The following is a 16,998-nucleotide window of genomic DNA, read 5'->3' on the forward strand; positions in this document are numbered from 1 at the left end:
CATCGCTCGTGCATTCGGTCACCAAGCCATGGACGGCTTTCTGGCCCGTACACCTGATACTGGCATCATTCGCGAGCTTCCCGCCCAGCATCTCACAACACCGCATCGTATCCGTCCTTCTCCGTGCTCTGCGATAGGTGACTCTCTCAGCTTCGTTTCCCAGACCCGCGAAAGTGCGGCGATCATTTCGCACCGGTGAGGAGGCGTGATCGTGCGGAATCACGGAGCAGTTTTTCGGCAATTCCGCTCCAGCGGAACGTTCCCTTTTTCCGGAGCGTTTTTGCTCTCTCTGGCGGTCCCTCCGGATGGAACGCCGCGAGCGGCCGACGCCGTTGCGGTCCCCCTTGGAAGGAATCCACCGCACCGGCGCCTCGTTCCAACCGGCCCCTCCGCCTCGGGGCGAGAGAGCAATCCCGCTCCTCAAAAACAAAAAGGAACTATATGCCCACGAAAACCGCTCCCGCCGCTCCGCAAACCAAGCACGCCTCCACGCTCCCGGTGAAAACCTTCCGCCTCGGCCGCATCAAAGCCGCGGTCTGGGAAAACGAAGCCGACAACCGCAAGTTCTACAACGTCACCTTCGCCCGCACCTACATGGGGCAGGACAAGAAACTCCACGATGCGGACAGCTTCGGTCGGGACGACCTCCCGCTGGTCGCGAAGCTCGCGAATGACGCCCACTCGTTCATCTTCGAACAACTCGCGGGCCAGAAAGCCGAAGCGCAGCCGGCCTAAACCGCCGCGGGCCGGCCTCCGGGCCGGCTCGCCGGAGTCGGGGCGACGGCCATCCTTCATGCTGCGCACAGGACCGTGGTTAGTATGGCCGGGAGGAAGCACGTCGCCATGGCCGCGGACGCGACGACCTTGAGCACTGCCGGTTTTACCTTCGAGTTCACCGGTTTCGCTCGGGCGGCAGGGCCTTGAATGCGGCGCTCGAATCCCGGTCGAAAGATACCGCCCGGTGTTACCACCACGTAGCCCTGCTGAAGCGCATAGAGCATCAGCTGACCTTTATGGTGCAACCGGAGCTTCCGCATGATGACTTTCCGATGGGTTTTCATCGTCTGGCGCGACATACCAAGTCGCTCGGACGCGACTTGGTCATCGCAACCGTCGCCAATGACGGAAAGCACCACTTGCTCGGTTTCGGTAAGTTCATCGAGCGTGACGGCACGCGGGTGTCGCAAGTGCTGCATCACTGACGGACTGATATAGGTCTGGTGTTCGATGGCCCGAGAGAGTGCGACCGGAAGATTGTCCAAGCCTTCCGCGAGACCGTCGTAGATGCCGTCGTATCGCAGCGCCTTGAGCATGCGGAAGGTGCGCGCATCGGCGCGCGACGTGACGATCAGAATTGGGAGTCGCTTGTCGACAAACGGCTCCAAGTGTTCGAGGCCGTCCATGTCCTCGATCTTCACGCCGGTAATGAACAGGTCCGGCATCGACTCTTGGATCGACGTCAGCGCATCGAAACCGCGTTGGAATACCTTGACCTCGGCTTTCGGCCAAAAAGCTACAATCTGACGACAGATGAGGTCGCCGTAGAGGCGGTCCCACTTCAGGACCACCACGCGCAATGGAAGAGTTGGCGAGAGCGTATCCATAAAGTCAATCATGCCGCAGCCCGGGCCGTTCGCTGGAGTTCCAGTTTCGTTCCGCTCGGATGAGCGGTCAGGCGCCCACAACCTGAACCACCTGCGAGCACGTCCTCGGTGATCGCGTTCCGCACGAGGAGTTCGGCGGCATCGCGCATCGGTCGCGCGCCGAGCCGGTCGTCATAGCCGCGTTTGATTACGACATCAACGACGCTGGGATCGGTGGACAACGCGAAGCCGAGGGCGGCTTTCGACTCCACTTCTTTTCGCACCATTGCGGCGGCGATCCGGCACTGCGTGTCGTAGCTCAGCTTGTCGAAGACCGCTATGGCAGTCACACGCGCGAAAATCTCCGGGCGAAGCTCGCGCTGGGCGTCCTGCCGCACCAGCCGCTCCATCGTTTCATATTTCGACTTCCGCATGGTCATGATTCGCGGCGCGCCGATATTGCTCGTGAGCACGCAATACCAACTCGAGAAATCGAGCACGCGGTTGGCGCCGGTCGTGAGGCGCGCGGCGTCCAACAACTGCAACAACACATCGAGCACGCGCGCATGCGCCTTTTCGATTTCGTCGAAGAGCAGCGTGCCCGAGCCGCCGCACGCGTCGTACCCTTCCGCGACGCGGCCGGGCTCGTCACGCGAGACACCGAGCAGTAGCGCGAGGCTTTCGCGTGTCTGATATTCCGACATATCGAGCCGCACGAGTTTGTTCGGCCCGCAGAGATCGTTCGTGAATTGCTGCGTGAGTTCGGTTTTCCCTACTCCGGTCGGACCGAGGAACAAGAAGCTGGCCTTTGGCCGCCCCGGTGTCGTGAGCCCAAGTTCGCCGTGTTGGAGTCGTGCGGCGACGAGATCGACCGCGGCATCTTGCCCGACAATCCGCTCTTTCAGTCTCCCGGGCAGTGCCCGGAGCTTTTCACGTTCCTCCGCCGACAGCATGGGACACCTACCATTTGACGCCTTCGGCTGGAGTTGGGGCCGGACTCGGAGTTGATGCCACGACGGGCGCTGGCTGCGCCTGCAATCGCTCCTGAAGTTGAGCTTCCAACTCTCGCACTCTCGCGCGTTCCGCTTCGAGTTGCTGGCGCAGCTTCACGACTTCCTCCGTGTGCGACACGAGCGTTCCATATTGATCCTGCGCTTTTTTCTCCGCCGCGAGGATCGCGGACTTCATCGCGCGCAACTGCTCCGTAATGTCGCGCTGCGCCGAAAGCTCCGCGGATAGTTCTACGCTCACAGGCAATGGATCGTAAGTGGCCGAAATATTCTCGACGTTCGGCTGTGCAGCCAAGTGTGGCGGAACACGCGTGGTGCGCAGCACCGCGACTTCGTTTTGATCACCGTTGGCGGCGGGATAGCGATACGCGCCTAGCTCGTAACGCGTCACGTGAGCGGCGGTCGCGCGTTCCATATTCGCGGGCGGGCGAGCGGACGAGACCGGAGTAGAACGCGACTTGGTGGACAGCGTCGTCGTCGCGCATCCAGTCAGCCCGAGGACAAGAAGAACAATCACAGCGCGCATGACTATCCTTTCGATTCCGCGTCTTTGACCGCGGCTGGGGCAGAAGTTTCGGAGGGTTGTGTTACAGGTTGGTGAACTCCCGGGCCGGACTCGCTCGAGGTGCCAGCGATCTTCGCCTTCTCGGGATTCACACTCTCCAGAACGTAAACGTAGAATTCTTTTCCCGCCGGCACGCGCACGTAGTAACCGTTCTGCTCGATGTCGCGCAGCGTCCGCTGCGCATATACATCGAAGACCTCGGCGACGCCTTCGCGCACGCCGTTGGAGACGGAGCCGGTGATCGTCGTGCCGAGCGCGGTCTGGGTCCGGTCCTGAGTGCCACGCGCGAACCCGCTGAGCGCTGCCGACGCGAGCATCTTCAATTCCTGGTAGTCGTCGGTCATCATCAACCGCCCTTTCATACCGGCCGAGCCGTCGGTGATACCGTAGCCTTCGATTTCCTGATCATATTCCCGGTCAAGCGCGACGCCGTTGAAGGCCAGCTCTCGCCCGTCCTGCCAGATGAAGCGCCACGTTCCCGACGCGTTGATCCGATCGCGGATGCGACCGGCGCGCGCCGTGCCGTGCACGAGCGTGTTGGCCGGGATCACGCGCTCGCCGTTCTGCCACACATCTTCGAGAAGGATTGCGATGATCGGCGTTTCAATGTTCGCGCTGTCGACCGTATTCACGAGCTTGCACTTGAGGAGCGTGCCAAACGGCATGAAGCGTTCCCGTGTCGCCGGTGGCCGTGCCGGCGGCTGAGCTACCGGAGTGTAGGCGGCGAGAAGCGAGGCGTGCCGGATTTTTCGGGGTTTCTCGGCCGGCTTCTTCTCTGGAGGCGGTTGAGTCGGTGCTACAGGTGCCGCCGCACTGACCGGCTGCGTTGGCGGGCGGAATGGCACGAGCTGTCCGTCCTTCGCTCCGCTTTCCCCGCTGGTTGCAGAGGATGCCGCAACCTGCTGCGGCAGTCCGTTCTCCAAACCTTTTTCGAGTGGAACTCGGACTTGGCCGAGCTTCACCTCCTTGCTCGTCTGAGCGGAAAGTTTTGCCACGCGCTTCGCCTCGCTTTGGCGCGAGCCGTAAATCCAGAGGCCAGTGAACAGCACGGCGAGGAACACGAGAAAGAGACCGAACTTGCTCGTGAGAAACTCCCAGACTTTCCGCGGGTTCATGACTTTGGCGCCTCCTTTTCGGTTACGGTCGATGCGATGGCTCGGCGGGAACTGTTCACGAGAATGGTGAATGCATTATCCGCGCTGAGATCGTTGCGCGTGCCGTCTGGCAACCCGACGATCGCGAATTCCGCTTCCGCGGTTTCACCCGGCCCGAGCGACCGCGGCCCATTCGCGATCGCCTGATGAAACTTCTCATCGCCGACGCGTGCAGCGAACGTGCTCGGCGCGATCTCGAGCGTTGCGTCCGTCTTGTTACGCAGCGAGAGCAGGAACACGACGGCATCTTCCTTGGAGAACCGGCACACCTCCTGAAGCTCGATTTCCAGATCGGGAAGATCGATCTTCCGGCGTTGCTCGCGACGCGTGACGCCCTCAACCGCCTTCGGCAGCGATTGTGCAAGCACCGGGTAAGCTCGCGCCCGGTCGAGCAAGCTCAAGCCGATCCGCGGCGTGAATTTCACCGGCTCGGGAATTTGCGTGAGCTTCACCGCGGCGTTGTTCGCGGGTCGTTTCAGGATCGCGCTCGCCACCGAATCACTCGGCACGGACCGGAGCTGAAACACATAGGCTGCGCCCTCGAAAATGATCGTGAGCCGACCCTGCGCATTCGGCTGCAAACTCCGCACGAGAACGAAATTCGAGCCCGGCGCATGCGTCACATGAAAGCGAAGCGGCGCGCCTTCCTCGACCTCGGTTCCGCCAGAGCGGCCGTTGTCGATCAGCATGTCGGCGGCGACCACGGCGGTGATCGGCGCCGGCAGCGTGATCGTGGTGACCTCACGCGAGACCGGCAAATCGACCGAGGTGTAGGGATTCAGTGAATACTCCGAGATTGCCTGTCCGAACGCCGCGGACAGTGGACACAACAACATTGCCGCCAGCCGTCGCATACATCACCTTACGCTTTCTCAATTGGCTCGACCTGAAACGCCGCCACGGCTGTCGGGAAACGTCCGTTACGAGTGAGGTCCGGGTTGACGAGGAACTTGAACTTCACGCGGTAGCGCAGCACTTCGGTGAGCGGCGCGTTCTTGTAGGAACCGACGCGGATAACTTGAACGTCGGCTGATGTGTAGAATGCGTTCTCGCGCGACGAGAGCACCTCCGGTGTCCCCATCTCTACCTTCGTGTGCAGCGCCTTCGCCTGATACTCGGCCTTGGTCTGGTTGATGACCGCCATCGCTTTCTCTGCGGCGTCGCGGAGGAAGAGCTGCTTGAACAGCTCGGGATGGTCGAGGCCCTCCGGGTTGCGCTCGAAGAGCGCCTTGCACGCGAGCTTCGTTTGTAGCGCGTGTAGGTCCTTCGCATGCACGATGTCCACGACCGGCGAGACATAGTAGGTGCCGAGGCTATCGAGCACGACCACCTCTCGCTTACGGGTGAGTCGCTCAACGAGCTGATTGCGATCCCACACGGACCAAACCCACGCACTCACTGCGATGAGGAACCAGATCAGCGACTCGCGACGCTTTCGCGTGAAGATCGCGAGTAACGACGACTTCGGCTGACCGAATCGTTCGGCAAGCCGCGGCGCGGGGGCCACGGCCGCGGGATTTCCGGCTTCAGCTACCATAGCCATTTCCTCCGAGTTTTCTCCGCCTTGGACGGCGTGACGTTGATGCAAGGACGCTCTGCTGAATCGGGCAGAGCGGGGATTCCTCCAGGACCCCGGGGGAGCAGGGGTGGAAGCTCAGTCCCATCACGCATACCACCACCGCCGTTGTATCGGCGCGTGGTAGATTCTGAATCGGGCTGTGAATTTCGTTGGAACCAACGAAAAAACTCCCGGAGCCAAAGCGTCTTTTCCCGCTCAGCAGCTGCCATTACCCTCATCGATTCGGCAATCTGCTCGCTCGATCGTGCAATGCTTTCAGCAGCCTGGGTCTGGCGACGGTGTAGATTATTTCCGAGCATAAGCTTCAATCTCCAATGCTGCCTTATTTGGATCATCGTGATGCGGCTGTGCAGCATGGCCGCGCTCCTGCCGTCTCATAGTTCTTCGCATCTCGCGGAAGTATGCCGCTTGTTCGGCGCGATCCGCGGCCATCGACCTGGCTGATTTGGCCATGTCGACAAATGCATCAGCACCTCGCTCGTGAGCAGCGGTGCGTTTGCGCATGTCTCGGGCTGCGGAGAATCCCGTGAGGCCGCTTAACGCGGTCGCCGTTGTTCGCGCGGATCCTCCGCCTCGCGCGGAAGACTCGACGCCCGACGCCATCGCACCGAGCGCAGCTGCGGCCACCACACCTGCGGCACCTACTCCGCCGGTGGCAGCAGCTGCGGCGGCGCCAAGTCCGCCTGCCACGGTCGCTTGGGCAACTCCGCCTGCACCTTGCGCAAAAGCAGCCGCGGGGTTTGCGCCCATGAGCAGCACCTTCGTCGTGATATACGGTGCCAGGACCGAGCTCACGATCATCCAGGCCCCAACCAGTAATACAGTCAGGCCAGGTCCAACCATCGATCCCGGTAACACGACTGGGATGAGACTCGCACTGGCGGCCGCATCCAGCATCGCATTCGTCACAACGGCGGCAACAACCCAGCCGAAAGGCCAGCATACCAGCGCGGCGAGACCGATGACATACTTCAGTCCGACGCCGGCCAGCGGACGGATCATGAAGAATCCGAGAAAAATCGGACTCAGAGCCCAGCCAGCCGTCAGGAGAATCCCTCCGATTAGCTTCACGATGTATTGAATACCCCATGACAGCCAACCGAAGAGCCAAAGCAGAGCGTAACAGATCGCTGTTCCTATCGATTTTGTGCCCCAGATAACATCCCAGATACTCGCGTCGGGTTCGGTCGCCGTCTTGCCAGAGATGAAAGTGATGAACTTTTCGTCTACCGCAGTCGGATCGACACCCAGCGCCGCTCCGAAGATGATCATGATATCGCTCAGTCGCATGAGCCATTCCCGGATAAACAATGTGGCGATTCCGATAAAGAATACCTTCGTGAACAACCACGCGTAACCCACCGGGTCAGGCCGCATCCTTGCGATTTGAAATGCAAAGCCAGCCGCAACAATCGCGCTAGCGAGATAAGCGCATCCACCCCACAGTGTGGACAAACCGTCGAAGTAGGATGACGGAAGAATGCTACCGGCCGGCGCTGCCATGAGGACGAATGGTTGAGACTACGGGGTCGACTTCTTCTGAGCCTCGCTCTCCTTCGGCGCTGGCTTCTGAGGCTCGTTTTTCTTGAAATAATCAGGATTTCGGAACGTCTTCGGCAGAGCATCCATTTCCTTGCGCGCCGCCTCAGCGCGGGCTTTGGCCTCCGCTTCCTGTCGAGCTTTCTCCGCTTCGGCTGCCTTGTCGGTGCAGCCAGCGGCGAAAAGAACGGAAGTTATCAGAACAAGAGGTAGTTGGGTCTTCATAGGAACGCTCATGAGACAGGAAGGGCGCGCATCCGTTTCGGCCTAGGGACTGAATGGCTTTTCGGTTACATACTGGAGGAAGCACTCATACTGGGGCGTGAAGGCCTTCTTGAGCTTCGCAGCTTCCTGTTGCGCTAACTTGCGTCGCGTCTCAGCTTCCGCCCGGGTTTGTGCATCCTCCATCGCATCCGCCTCGGCCGTTTTCACCTGAATCTCCGCCGCGCTCAGCGACACTTCTGAATCGAGCGCCGCAAGCTGGGCGTATTGCGCGTTTAGGACCGATTCCAACTTCTTTTCCTCGGCCTCGGTTTCGGCCGCTTGGAGTGCGTCACTCGTGGCGGCGATGGCCTTCTTCAGGTTCTCGCGCCGGGTGTAAACGTCCACCTGCACCTCCTTGAAATTGTCTACCTTCGCGGTTATGTCCTGCACGGGCTTGAACACCTCCGGCTTCCGCGAAATTGCGACTCCGTCGAAATCCGGGAAATCACTGCTGATCGGTTGGAAAATTCCGTCGCGCGTGTCGCCGAACAATCCGGTGCCATCCACCTTCGCGACCGTCTTGGCCCAAGTCTCGATCTTGGTGGGTAGCGTCAGGCTAATCTTGAACTCCGGAAAACCGACGATGGCCTTCACGTCCGCCATGTTTCCGAGCCTCTTGAGCTGATCCTCCATTTGCTTGATCTGCTGCACCTGGTTACTGATCTGCTCCGCCTCCTTTGCGATCTGCTCGATCGCTGCCGCATACTGGAGGATGCTCTGATTGAGGTTCGCGACATCGACGACCGCCCATTGAGCCGAGCTGCGACTGCTCGCTGTGAGCGCGAGGAGTCCGACTACAACATACCGTTTCATGATCCGCTCCTTTCCTTCGGAAGCACGACCCGGATCACGCGCGTCGTGGGCTCGCGCCGCACGCCGTCGCGATCGGTCTGCGGGATTTCCACTTGGTAGAACGACTCCTCGTAGCCGTCGTCCGTCTGAGCTCGCTGGTTTTCCCGCGCGATCCAATACTGCTGCTTGATCGCGTTGGATTGTCCCTTTTCGTAGCCGGCTAGATACGCCTCCTTCTGCGCCTTGTTGCTGAAGTAATTGATCGTTTCTCCTACGACGAAGCCCGCCGCCGCGCCAACCGCAGCGTTCTTTGCTTTCCCGTCGCCTTCCTTGGCACCGATATAGGCGCCGGCCGCGGTCGTCGTGGCCGTCGTCGCGAACGATCGCGTTTGCGCTGCCGACTGGCCACCTGCGGCGGTGCAGCCTGTAGAATAGACCAACACCAACAACATCATCAATACGCCGATCATGATCGGGTATAACATCGAGAGCATCTCGTTCAGCGTCTTCATGACTGGGTCCTCAGTTCGGCAGTCTATCCGATCTCGATTGTTTCCGTGATCCGCTGACCAACCGTGATTTTTTCCTCGGCCTGGTAGCAGTCCTGGCGCGCCACCGTGCGAGCAACGAAATCACCGATTTCCATCCTGCCCTCCAGAAACGCGACTGCGTCCACCTTCATCCGCAGTTTCGCTGCAGCCGAAAGCGACAGGTCCGACACGAGTCGTTCCACCTCGGCGATTGCCGCGCTCGTCACCGGCTCTGGGAATGTGTTCGCCTCGATTCGATCCACGACGGGCGTCAGGCCCTCCCGGAGATGATCTTCGTCGAGCCGCTGATAGCCCGCCACCAAAACTTCGAAAGGATCATCACTCGCGACGAGCGACACCGGTTCGTAGTGCCGCACAAGCTGACCATCATCCGAGGAAACAAACTCTTCCTCGACCAACTGATATTCTCCCTCCGGGTCGTTCTCCGCCAGTTCGATCCGGCGAAGCATCCGATGGGTGAGCGGACCTTCAAACTCAGACGCGGCGTTGATTCGGACCGAACTCTCCGGAAACGAAAACAGCACGAGCGGCACTACGCTCGCAGTGGCGAGCGCAAGCTCCGATCCACTGCCCCGACGACGATCCTCCAACGATTGGCGGCCGACTTCCTCGATCCGGCGCGCCTCGATCTGCATTTCCTGACGCGTTTTCATAACTCCTCCTTTCAAGCATGGGCGATGATTCCCTCGACGATGTTGTCATACGCCTTCAGCTCCTTCGCGCGCTGATCGTAGTGCGCGCCTGAGCTGGAGGCGCAGTAAAGCATTTCGCGTGACGCGATGTTACGCATCGTAGCGATGAGTGGCCGACGTTGGTCGGTGTGATAGTATGTAAACTGTGAATACTTATGACCGACGAGTTTCTCCGGCTCTGGGTGCGTGAGCACCGCGTCCTTCACGGCGTCCGGAATCGGAAAATCACGGCTGAGGTCTTCGACGTCCGAGCGGTCGCTCTGGCGCAGCAGAAACAGAATGCGACTGTTGCCTAACACCGGGCCGCGAATGTCTGACGTGCGGAACGCCTCGTAATTCTGCACCTCGGCGAGATTCCAGACGTTATACTTTCTGAGTTGCTGGTAAGCTTCGCGGATGACCTTGCGGCCGGAGGGCACGAGCGAGAACCGCGCGACTTCGCCGAACAGATTCCGTTTTCGCAACGCACGCGGCAGACGCATCATGTGCGCGCGAGTATAGTTCGCGATCAGGAACGCCGCCGCGGCTTTCAGTTCCTCCGCCGATTCCGGAATGTAACTCAGCTCGAAATGCGCGATGCGTCCCGTGAGATCGATATTGGAGACGCCGTCGAACAACTCACCGTAAGCGCCGTTCGCGCTCCACGGCTCGAGGAGCGTTGCAAGGTAGCGCATCTCCTCCGCCTGAGGCCCCGACGCCTCGGCGGCGAGAAGCTCCTGCAGATGGCCATGCTGCGGATAATCCGCCGGCGCGAAATACGCGAATGCGAGGTTGCGCAGGTGCTGCGCGCTCGCTGGGTCTTTCGCAAACCGCGTAACGTCCTCTTCGGCGAAACCGGCGAGAAACGCCGCAGACTCGTCGGGTCGCGCCTGCTCCCACTCGCCAAATTCGATGAACGCGTCCACGTCCGTCGCCTGCGGTCCCATGCGCTGGGCGCGATACCCCGCCAGCGCGCAGGCGCGGCGAGCGATTTCGGCCCACTTGTCCGGATGGTGATTCGAATACCAGCGTGCGAAATCGTCGTAGAGCCGGCCAATCGCGTTCGAGAGCAACGCCTGACGCAGCTTGTTTTTGTCCTCATCTTTCGAGAGGCCGACCATGAGCATCGGCAGCGCTGCCGCCGCGCTGAGATGCAGGCCGCTGAGCGGCAGGCCGCGCGTGTCGAGATAGTTCATCGTCAGGCGACCGTTCGCCTGGACGATGATCGGGTCGGCCTTCGGATCGACCGTCTTCGTGTAGATATTATAGGAACAGCCTTCGTCCACAATCACGGTGTAGGCGAAGTAGAGTTCGGTCTGCGTGAGTATATCGATCGCGTTGACGCTCTTGCCCGAACCCGTTGTACCGAGGATCACCGCGTTCTGCGGCGTGAGGTTGTTGCCCTCGCCAACGAATGTCCGGCCGCCGACCAAATTTCCGTTTACGCCATCGAAAAGAAACTCGGCGCCGTCGAGATGGCCCACCGGCGTGGACGAGAACGGCAGAATGTCCGCGACGAGGGCATCGTCGTAGTCGTGAACAAGTGCGTCGTAGCGGCTGAAGGACCAGCCCGGCCACGATGAGTAGAAGAAATTGCGCGCGGATGTTTCGATCGCGGGCTCGTAAGCCTGTGCGCGCTCCATGTTCCCGACCGCGGCACGCAACGCAGTGAGTTTGGAGCGCAAGTCTTCCCGCGACCGGTCCCATGCCCGGATGATATATTGGATGCGGTAAGGCGAGCTGTCGCCGTTCGAGTAGCGCGCGATTTTAGCGGCCTTCGTCCGCATCGCGGCGAGGAGCTTCACCTTTCGCTGACTCTCGTAGTCGCCTTCGACGCGATTCAGCTCCTTTTGCTCTTTCTCGATCAGCCGCTCCACGTCAATCGGGTCCACGTTGACCGTGATCGCATAGTCGCGGAAGCCGAGCTTCGTCAGCAGATACGCCATGCTCGGCCGAGTGCGCTTCGGCAACGACCGCAGCACGAGCATTCCGTGGTAGCAGCCGTCGTGGTAGAAGCCCGTATCCGGTTTTTCCAATGGCCGACACTGACCGTTCCAGCAGTTCTCCTGAATCGTGCGCTCCGGATCGAAGAACTCCAGAGGATCGGATATCTTCTGCTCCGGCAGCGAGGGATTCAGGAATTCCAGATAATGGAGGAAGTGATCGGCGTCCGTCATCGGTCGCACTCGGCCACCGCTGCCGCCAATGAGCGCCTGGAGAAACTGACCGATCTGATTGAACTCCTCCTGATACGCGCTGAGCAGCGCGTGCGTGGACAGGCGACCACGCTTGCCGCCGAACGCTTCACCATCGACGGGCATCGTGAAATAGAGCCGGAGCTTCTCCCGACGGAGCAGACCTTCCTCCATCATGCGCCAGTAGCGGACGAACCGTTCATTTCGCTGGCGCCGTGTCCACTCGTTGGTCGCGAGCGCTTCCGTGGCGTCGCGGTAGCGGAGCAACTCCGCACGGTAGTCGCTGTTCACGGTCCACTGCACCTGCATCCGTTGTCCCGGCTTTAGCACGGTCAACAGCGCAACGAGATCAGACTCGAAAGCGTTGTGGTGGACGGGATCGGCGTTTTCGAGATCGGGTGCCGTCACCTCGAAACCCCGCGAAATATAGCCACCGCGCCGGAGTCCCTCAAACACGATAACGTTCTCGCCGAAATAACCGTCTACGGGTTCGAGTCGCATGGTCAGACCTCCTCGCGCTCTGCGAGCACATCGGCCAACTGCTCTTGCGTGATCTCCAGCTCCGTTTGCAGTTTTTCGTAACTGTGGAGCGGAACGGTCGGCTCTGGTTCATCTCTGCCCGGCTTGGCAGCGCGTTTCGTTTCGGTCGAGCCATCAGCAGGCGCGGCAAACGCAGCGGGCGCAAGAACCTGGCGCTGTGATCCGGCGCTTCGGACTGCCGTCCTCTCGCTCGGTTTCTCAGAAACCGGAGACTGCACCTGTTCATCCGCTCCAGCGACGCTCGAGAACGGATTCGCTGGTCGGCGTGAGCGCTCCCGTGGCCCAAACGCGAGTTCAACGACGCCGGCCTCAACGAGCGCCGCTTCGAAGAAGTCCGTGTCGTAGTGCTCCGGCTTGTTGTTCTTCAACGTGAACACATACGCGATCGAGAGCAGACACAGGAGCAGTCCCACCATGATGCAGAGCAGCAGCGACACCTCGAATACGCCCCACAGCACAATCACCATGAGCACGGTAGAACCCGCCGAGCCGAGGAGATACCAGGCGGAGTTTCCCGTCATCCCGAGAAACTCGCCTTTCGACTGAGCGCCTTGGTTCGCGTCGTGTTCGTTGAGAACGACCGTGCTCATGATGTGTCTGCTGGTTGAAGGTTGAACGAAAATATGGAGCGCGCGGCGGAGAGGACCGCGCGCTCCTCGGGATCACGGCGTGAAGGTGGTGACGTCGGCCGGTGTGAGGCCGAAGTTGCTCCACATCGTTTTAACGATCGCGAAGCCGAGTCCCGAAACCATAGCGCCAGCGAAAGACCATTTCGCGATGGTTGGCCGGCCGGCCATCATCGAAACACCCGCGGTCACAATGCCCACCGCAGCGAAGACGCCGCAAAGATACATGATGATCGCGTTGCCTGATTCGACCGACGTTTTCAGATCGACTTGCGCGTAGCTGAGCGTCGGCGCTCCGACTGCCAACGCCAGCAGAGCGGCTAACCGCTTCCGACCGTTTCGGACCACACCCGGACGAACTTCAAACAGGCGCAGTGCTTTTCCCATCATCACCGCGCCGCACACAAATGCCACCCATGGCATCGCAACGATTAGGTCTTTCATAATTTCTCCTTTTGCACCGGCGCTCTCGGGGGCCGTTTCCCTCGCCGCGATCACGCTCGATTCGGAGTGCGATTGCCGCGTCGAGCGGAGAAAGAAAGAATCAGATGAACTCGGACAAGAGGCTGCTCCTACCGAAAAAGGGGTAGATGAAAATGGCGAAGGCCAGTGCCGCGCAATCAGTCGATTCCCAGCTCCATTTGCGGCGAGCTTTTCCGCTTTGTCGGCGTGCCAAGCGTCAGCGAACGCATGAAGCGAATGTGTGACACAAACGTCTCCGAATCGCGCTCCCCGTTCTGTGCCAGCTCCGGCAGAGCGCGAACCCGGAGAAGCGTCTGCTCCTCGATGGCGACAAAGAGCGGGCCGAGATTGTATCCACGTAGCACTACAATCCATTCGCCGACTTCGAAGCGGATGATGTTTGGCTCCGCGCTGTCGCGCGTTGCCTCGCCACAACTGATCCAGGGAAAACTGCGCTCCGTCTTCCCGTCGTCGAATGTGACTCGGCTGGGATGGACCGCCGTGTCGAAATGCTGGCGTGGTTTTTTGAACGTGAGACGTTCCATGGCCTATACCTCCTGTTTTTGAGAAATCGCTTCGCGCATTCGTCGCCACTGCTCGGCGAGATTCCACAATGCGAGGCGCATACGCTCGCGCACCCGCGGCAGCCGACGCCGAGAGATGAGTTCTGCCATCGTGAGCCGTTGACGTGACAGGAACTCAGTCGCCAGTTCGCGACCGGGATCGGGTCGCGAGAGCCGATCCAGGATCGCTTCTCGATGCGACACGTAGATGCGATGCGCGCCGCGAAACCGGGTGTTGCCGACGTAGAATTGCCGCCGTGCAAGAGAGCGCTCCGCCACTTCGCCAAGCACGAGGATCGATTCCTCTGCAGTGCTGCCTTGGGCTCTATACGACGTGAGCGCGTGCGCGTAAGTCCATGCATGGAAATCACGCGGCAGCGTGCGTCCATCGGTGAGGACGATCTCGTCTTTCTCGGTATCAACCCGTTCGACCTCCTTGATGTCGCCGTTCGTGAACTCCTGCGTGTCTTCGCGCCCGCGCATCAGCAGACGATCGCCCGCGGCGACGGGCAGCTTCTCGACGCGCCCGACGTCGTAAGTGCCGCGCTGCTTGCGCGTAATTTTCGCGAATCGTGCCTTCGCATCGCGTACGCGCAGTCCGTCGGGGAGAATCTCCGTTACCTCCGCCGCAGTCCCGCGCTTCATGAACCGCGTGTCGCGCACGAAGAGCAGGCGGTCACCGAGGCGATACTGGTCCCAGTGCGCTTTCTGCTCTTCGCTCCACGCGAGCGGCTTCACCGCCTCGCGCACGACTTCGGTTTCGCCGAGCAGACCGGCTCGCCGCAGCGCAGGCCGCGCATGGCGATTGAAGCGGTCGATCTCCTCCCAGAAGGGAATCACGACGAGCGTGTCCACGCCGTCGGCCAGATTGCGTGCGTAATGCGTCGCAGCCGCCGAAAACAGCGCCTCATCGTCGCCGGTCTCGACGATCATGTGCTGGCGCTCGGCGTAGTGAAACGCCTCCACGACGTTTCCCGAAGCGAGCATACGGCTGAAGCGCTTGGCGGAATCGGTGCGCTGCCGCAGCACCTCGGACAACCGCACGACCGGCACATCCGTGTGCCGAATCAGATTTCGCAAGGCGTCACCGCGTTGGACGCTGTAGTGCTGCTTCGTGTCGCCGACGAGCAACACGCGCGCGCGAACGCTCTCGGCGATGCGCGTGAGTTCGTCGAGTTGCTCGGTGGAGAGAAGTCCAGCCTCATCGACAAGGATCACGCGTCGGGCCGCCTGCGCGTGCATGGCTTCGCTCACGAGGAAACGTTGCACCGTGTCTGCGTTCTCGAAACCAGAGCTGGCGAGCGCCTCACGCGCCCGCGTTGTCGGCGCCAGCGGCATGAACGGCTGGCCTCCTTTCGACCGATGCGACGCTTCGATCGCGGTCAGCACCGTCGTCTTCCCCGTGCCCGCGTCCCCGACAAGGACGCTGACGAAATCTTCGTTGCGCAGGAGCGCCGTGGCCGCGGTGCGCTGCCCCGGCGTCAGCTTCGCGGGCAAGTTCGCCGGATCGCCGAGAGGGAAGCGAGTTGCTCGACCTTCGCGGACTCGCCGCGCCGTTTGCGCCTCCTCCATTGTGATCGGAAGCAGCGTCATTTCACCTTCGCTCCGAATCGCGGCCGGATGCACTTCGAGCGCTTCGCGCAACTCGCGCCAACGATCAAAGTCTGGATGAAGCTCGAGCGCTGCGTTCAGCACCGCGCCCTCGCGCACAACGCTCTCGCGTTCGTAGACGTGACGCAGTGCCGCTTCCAACACCTCGCGCGTCTGGCCGATGGAGGCTTTGCGGCGTGGCTGCTGCTTTCGCGCACCCTCGACCAGCTTTTCGAGCCGACGCTGCTCGTCATCGTCGAGCTGCGCGCGCTGCCGTGCCCGCACTTCAGGCGTGCTGACCTCGGTTAACTTGTCGCCGCGGGATTCGCGCACGAGCACCTCGACTTCGCGCTTCGTCGGCCGGCGGCCCTTGTTCGCGGCGAACTCGTCGGCGAGCTGCTGTACGCGCTTTGTTCGCTTCGAATAGCGCTCTCGCAGATGCTCGACCCCGCGCACGGCGAAGCCCTTCGAGTTCATGTCGTAGGTTTCGTATCCAAGCTGGTGCAGCCGGCTCGCCAGTTCGCGATAGAAGACCTGCCGGACGTAGGGCGACGCGCGAAGCATCTCTGCCGCCTGTAACGCCATCCACTGGGAACGCTCGGCGTCCCAGGTCACGTTCGCGAGGACGGCATGAACGTGAAGCTGAGGATCGAGATCACGGCTCGTGTCGTGGAGGAACAGCGCACCAACAAAATTCTCGGTCAATCGAAACGCCTCGCTGCCGCGCGCCTCACCTCGACGCTCCCGGACGGCAGCGAAGTGCTCCATCTCCGAAAGCGCGACCTTGGCCGCCTCGTAGAATGCCTGCCGCACGCGTTCGTCGCCACCGACCATCGCGAGCACACTCACGTCTTTCGGTGCCGACATTTGAATGTCGAGTAGCGCCATACGCTTTCGCGCGTCGCCCGTCGTGAGCTTCTTGTTCGTGCCGGGATGGCGGTTGCGCCTCAGCGCGTCGAACGCCTTCGCATCGACCTCTCCGGCGAGCCCCAATGCTCTCGCCGCCTCGCCGATCCACTCGCCACGGACCTCTTTCTCCCCCTCGGTCCAGTAGTCGTTCTTCCGAAGATGGTGCGACAGGTAGCGCTCACCGTTGCGAATGACACCTGCTGTGATCATGCGCCAAACCAACTCCACGGTGCAGCAGTTCCTCAATGTCGCGGTCCTGCCGAATCCGGGGTAGTAACGGTCCCCCGAAAGGGGTAGGTGAGCGCCTCATTCGCTCGATAACAGGCGCAACCAGCCGGAATGACATTCGCGAGTCACCCCCGCTTTGTTTATGTCAGACGCAATACCCTCACGAGTTCGTGAGGC

Annotated in this window: 17 protein-coding genes; 1 reads left to right on the forward strand and 16 read right to left on the reverse strand. The window is 61.0% G+C overall.

What is annotated here, in order from left to right; translation table 11 throughout:
* Positions 1-441 precede the first annotated feature (441 nt).
* On the forward strand, positions 442-735 hold the full coding sequence (locus AC6RV7_RS20215) for a hypothetical protein (RefSeq protein WP_500096017.1): 294 nt from the start codon (positions 442-444) through the stop codon (positions 733-735).
* Between the two features lie 56 nt (positions 736-791).
* Here the strand turns inward: AC6RV7_RS20215 and AC6RV7_RS20220 are convergent, their stop codons facing one another.
* The 16 genes from AC6RV7_RS20220 to mobF form a co-directional block, all read right to left on the reverse strand.
* Positions 792-1,604 carry a LuxR C-terminal-related transcriptional regulator gene (locus AC6RV7_RS20220; protein ID WP_500096018.1) on the reverse strand — a complete coding sequence of 271 codons (813 nt, stop codon included), beginning with the start codon at positions 1,602-1,604 and terminating at the stop codon, positions 792-794.
* Positions 1,605-1,612: 8 nt separating this feature from the next.
* Complete coding sequence (locus AC6RV7_RS20225; protein WP_500096019.1) at positions 1,613-2,536, reverse strand: AAA family ATPase; 924 nt, start codon at positions 2,534-2,536, stop codon at positions 1,613-1,615.
* A 7-nt stretch (positions 2,537-2,543) separates the two neighbouring features.
* Positions 2,544-3,008, reverse strand: a complete 465-nt coding sequence (locus tag AC6RV7_RS20230; protein ID WP_500096020.1) for a hypothetical protein — start codon at positions 3,006-3,008, stop codon at positions 2,544-2,546.
* Positions 3,009-3,121: 113 nt separating this feature from the next.
* A complete protein-coding gene (locus AC6RV7_RS20235; RefSeq protein WP_500096021.1) occupies positions 3,122-4,273 on the reverse strand; it encodes a TrbI/VirB10 family protein in 1,152 nt (383 codons plus the stop codon).
* Entirely contained in the window at positions 4,270-5,148 is an 879-nt protein-coding gene (locus tag AC6RV7_RS20240) for a hypothetical protein (protein ID WP_500096022.1), read from the reverse strand. The genes AC6RV7_RS20235 and AC6RV7_RS20240 overlap by 4 nt, the downstream gene beginning before the upstream one ends.
* Before the next feature lie 26 nt (positions 5,149-5,174).
* Positions 5,175-5,855 carry a hypothetical protein gene (locus tag AC6RV7_RS20245; RefSeq protein ID WP_500096023.1) on the reverse strand — a complete coding sequence of 227 codons (681 nt, stop codon included), beginning with the start codon at positions 5,853-5,855 and terminating at the stop codon, positions 5,175-5,177.
* A 321-nt stretch (positions 5,856-6,176) separates the two neighbouring features.
* On the reverse strand, positions 6,177-7,394 hold the full coding sequence (locus AC6RV7_RS20250; RefSeq protein ID WP_500096024.1) for a hypothetical protein: 1,218 nt from the start codon (positions 7,392-7,394) through the stop codon (positions 6,177-6,179).
* 18 nt (positions 7,395-7,412) lie between these two features.
* A complete protein-coding gene (locus AC6RV7_RS20255) occupies positions 7,413-7,655 on the reverse strand; it encodes a hypothetical protein (RefSeq protein WP_500096025.1) in 243 nt (80 codons plus the stop codon).
* Positions 7,656-7,697: 42 nt separating this feature from the next.
* The gene (locus AC6RV7_RS20260) at positions 7,698-8,507 is read right to left on the reverse strand and encodes a type IV secretion system protein (RefSeq protein WP_500096026.1); all 810 of its coding nucleotides are present in this window, start codon (positions 8,505-8,507) and stop codon (positions 7,698-7,700) included.
* Positions 8,504-8,998 carry a YMGG-like glycine zipper-containing protein gene (locus AC6RV7_RS20265; RefSeq protein WP_500096027.1) on the reverse strand — a complete coding sequence of 165 codons (495 nt, stop codon included), beginning with the start codon at positions 8,996-8,998 and terminating at the stop codon, positions 8,504-8,506. The genes AC6RV7_RS20260 and AC6RV7_RS20265 overlap by 4 nt, the downstream gene beginning before the upstream one ends.
* A 23-nt stretch (positions 8,999-9,021) precedes the next feature.
* Positions 9,022-9,690, reverse strand: a complete 669-nt coding sequence (locus AC6RV7_RS20270) for a hypothetical protein (RefSeq protein ID WP_500096028.1) — start codon at positions 9,688-9,690, stop codon at positions 9,022-9,024.
* A gap of 11 nt (positions 9,691-9,701) precedes the next feature.
* Complete coding sequence (locus AC6RV7_RS20275) at positions 9,702-12,404, reverse strand: putative type IV secretion/conjugal transfer ATPase (protein ID WP_500096029.1); 2,703 nt, start codon at positions 12,402-12,404, stop codon at positions 9,702-9,704.
* Between the two features lie 2 nt (positions 12,405-12,406).
* Positions 12,407-13,033 (reverse strand): DUF4133 domain-containing protein, encoded by a 627-nt coding sequence (locus AC6RV7_RS20280; protein ID WP_500096030.1) that lies wholly within the window; start codon positions 13,031-13,033, stop codon positions 12,407-12,409.
* 72 nt (positions 13,034-13,105) lie between these two features.
* Complete coding sequence (locus tag AC6RV7_RS20285; RefSeq protein ID WP_500096031.1) at positions 13,106-13,513, reverse strand: hypothetical protein; 408 nt, start codon at positions 13,511-13,513, stop codon at positions 13,106-13,108.
* Positions 13,514-13,689: 176 nt separating this feature from the next.
* On the reverse strand, positions 13,690-14,076 hold the full coding sequence (locus AC6RV7_RS20290; protein ID WP_500096032.1) for a hypothetical protein: 387 nt from the start codon (positions 14,074-14,076) through the stop codon (positions 13,690-13,692).
* Positions 14,077-14,079: 3 nt separating this feature from the next.
* On the reverse strand, positions 14,080-16,803 hold the full coding sequence (gene mobF / locus AC6RV7_RS20295; RefSeq protein ID WP_500096033.1) for a MobF family relaxase: 2,724 nt from the start codon (positions 16,801-16,803) through the stop codon (positions 14,080-14,082).
* Positions 16,804-16,998 lie beyond the last annotated feature (195 nt).

This window comes from Opitutus sp. sgz309028, from assembly GCF_059821195.1.

Excerpts from the sequence above, each read along its gene's own strand:
- AC6RV7_RS20215 (WP_500096017.1), top strand. The coding sequence starts at position 442 with ATGCCCACGAAAACCGCTCCCGCCGCTCCGCAAACCAAGCACGCCTCC.
- AC6RV7_RS20220 (WP_500096018.1), bottom strand. The coding sequence starts at position 1,604 with ATGGATACGCTCTCGCCAACTCTTCCATTGCGCGTGGTGGTCCTGAAG.
- AC6RV7_RS20225 (WP_500096019.1), bottom strand. The coding sequence starts at position 2,536 with ATGCTGTCGGCGGAGGAACGTGAAAAGCTCCGGGCACTGCCCGGGAGA.
- AC6RV7_RS20230 (WP_500096020.1), bottom strand. The coding sequence starts at position 3,008 with ATGGAACGCGCGACCGCCGCTCACGTGACGCGTTACGAGCTAGGCGCG.
- AC6RV7_RS20235 (WP_500096021.1), bottom strand. The coding sequence starts at position 4,273 with ATGAACCCGCGGAAAGTCTGGGAGTTTCTCACGAGCAAGTTCGGTCTC.
- AC6RV7_RS20240 (WP_500096022.1), bottom strand. The coding sequence starts at position 5,148 with ATGTTGTTGTGTCCACTGTCCGCGGCGTTCGGACAGGCAATCTCGGAG.
- AC6RV7_RS20245 (WP_500096023.1), bottom strand. The coding sequence starts at position 5,855 with ATGGCTATGGTAGCTGAAGCCGGAAATCCCGCGGCCGTGGCCCCCGCG.
- AC6RV7_RS20250 (WP_500096024.1), bottom strand. The coding sequence starts at position 7,394 with ATGGCAGCGCCGGCCGGTAGCATTCTTCCGTCATCCTACTTCGACGGT.
- AC6RV7_RS20255 (WP_500096025.1), bottom strand. The coding sequence starts at position 7,655 with ATGAAGACCCAACTACCTCTTGTTCTGATAACTTCCGTTCTTTTCGCC.
- AC6RV7_RS20260 (WP_500096026.1), bottom strand. The coding sequence starts at position 8,507 with ATGAAACGGTATGTTGTAGTCGGACTCCTCGCGCTCACAGCGAGCAGT.
- AC6RV7_RS20265 (WP_500096027.1), bottom strand. The coding sequence starts at position 8,998 with ATGAAGACGCTGAACGAGATGCTCTCGATGTTATACCCGATCATGATC.
- AC6RV7_RS20270 (WP_500096028.1), bottom strand. The coding sequence starts at position 9,690 with ATGAAAACGCGTCAGGAAATGCAGATCGAGGCGCGCCGGATCGAGGAA.
- AC6RV7_RS20275 (WP_500096029.1), bottom strand. The coding sequence starts at position 12,404 with ATGCGACTCGAACCCGTAGACGGTTATTTCGGCGAGAACGTTATCGTG.
- AC6RV7_RS20280 (WP_500096030.1), bottom strand. The coding sequence starts at position 13,033 with ATGAGCACGGTCGTTCTCAACGAACACGACGCGAACCAAGGCGCTCAG.
- AC6RV7_RS20285 (WP_500096031.1), bottom strand. The coding sequence starts at position 13,513 with ATGAAAGACCTAATCGTTGCGATGCCATGGGTGGCATTTGTGTGCGGC.
- AC6RV7_RS20290 (WP_500096032.1), bottom strand. The coding sequence starts at position 14,076 with ATGGAACGTCTCACGTTCAAAAAACCACGCCAGCATTTCGACACGGCG.
- mobF (WP_500096033.1), bottom strand. The coding sequence starts at position 16,803 with ATGATCACAGCAGGTGTCATTCGCAACGGTGAGCGCTACCTGTCGCAC.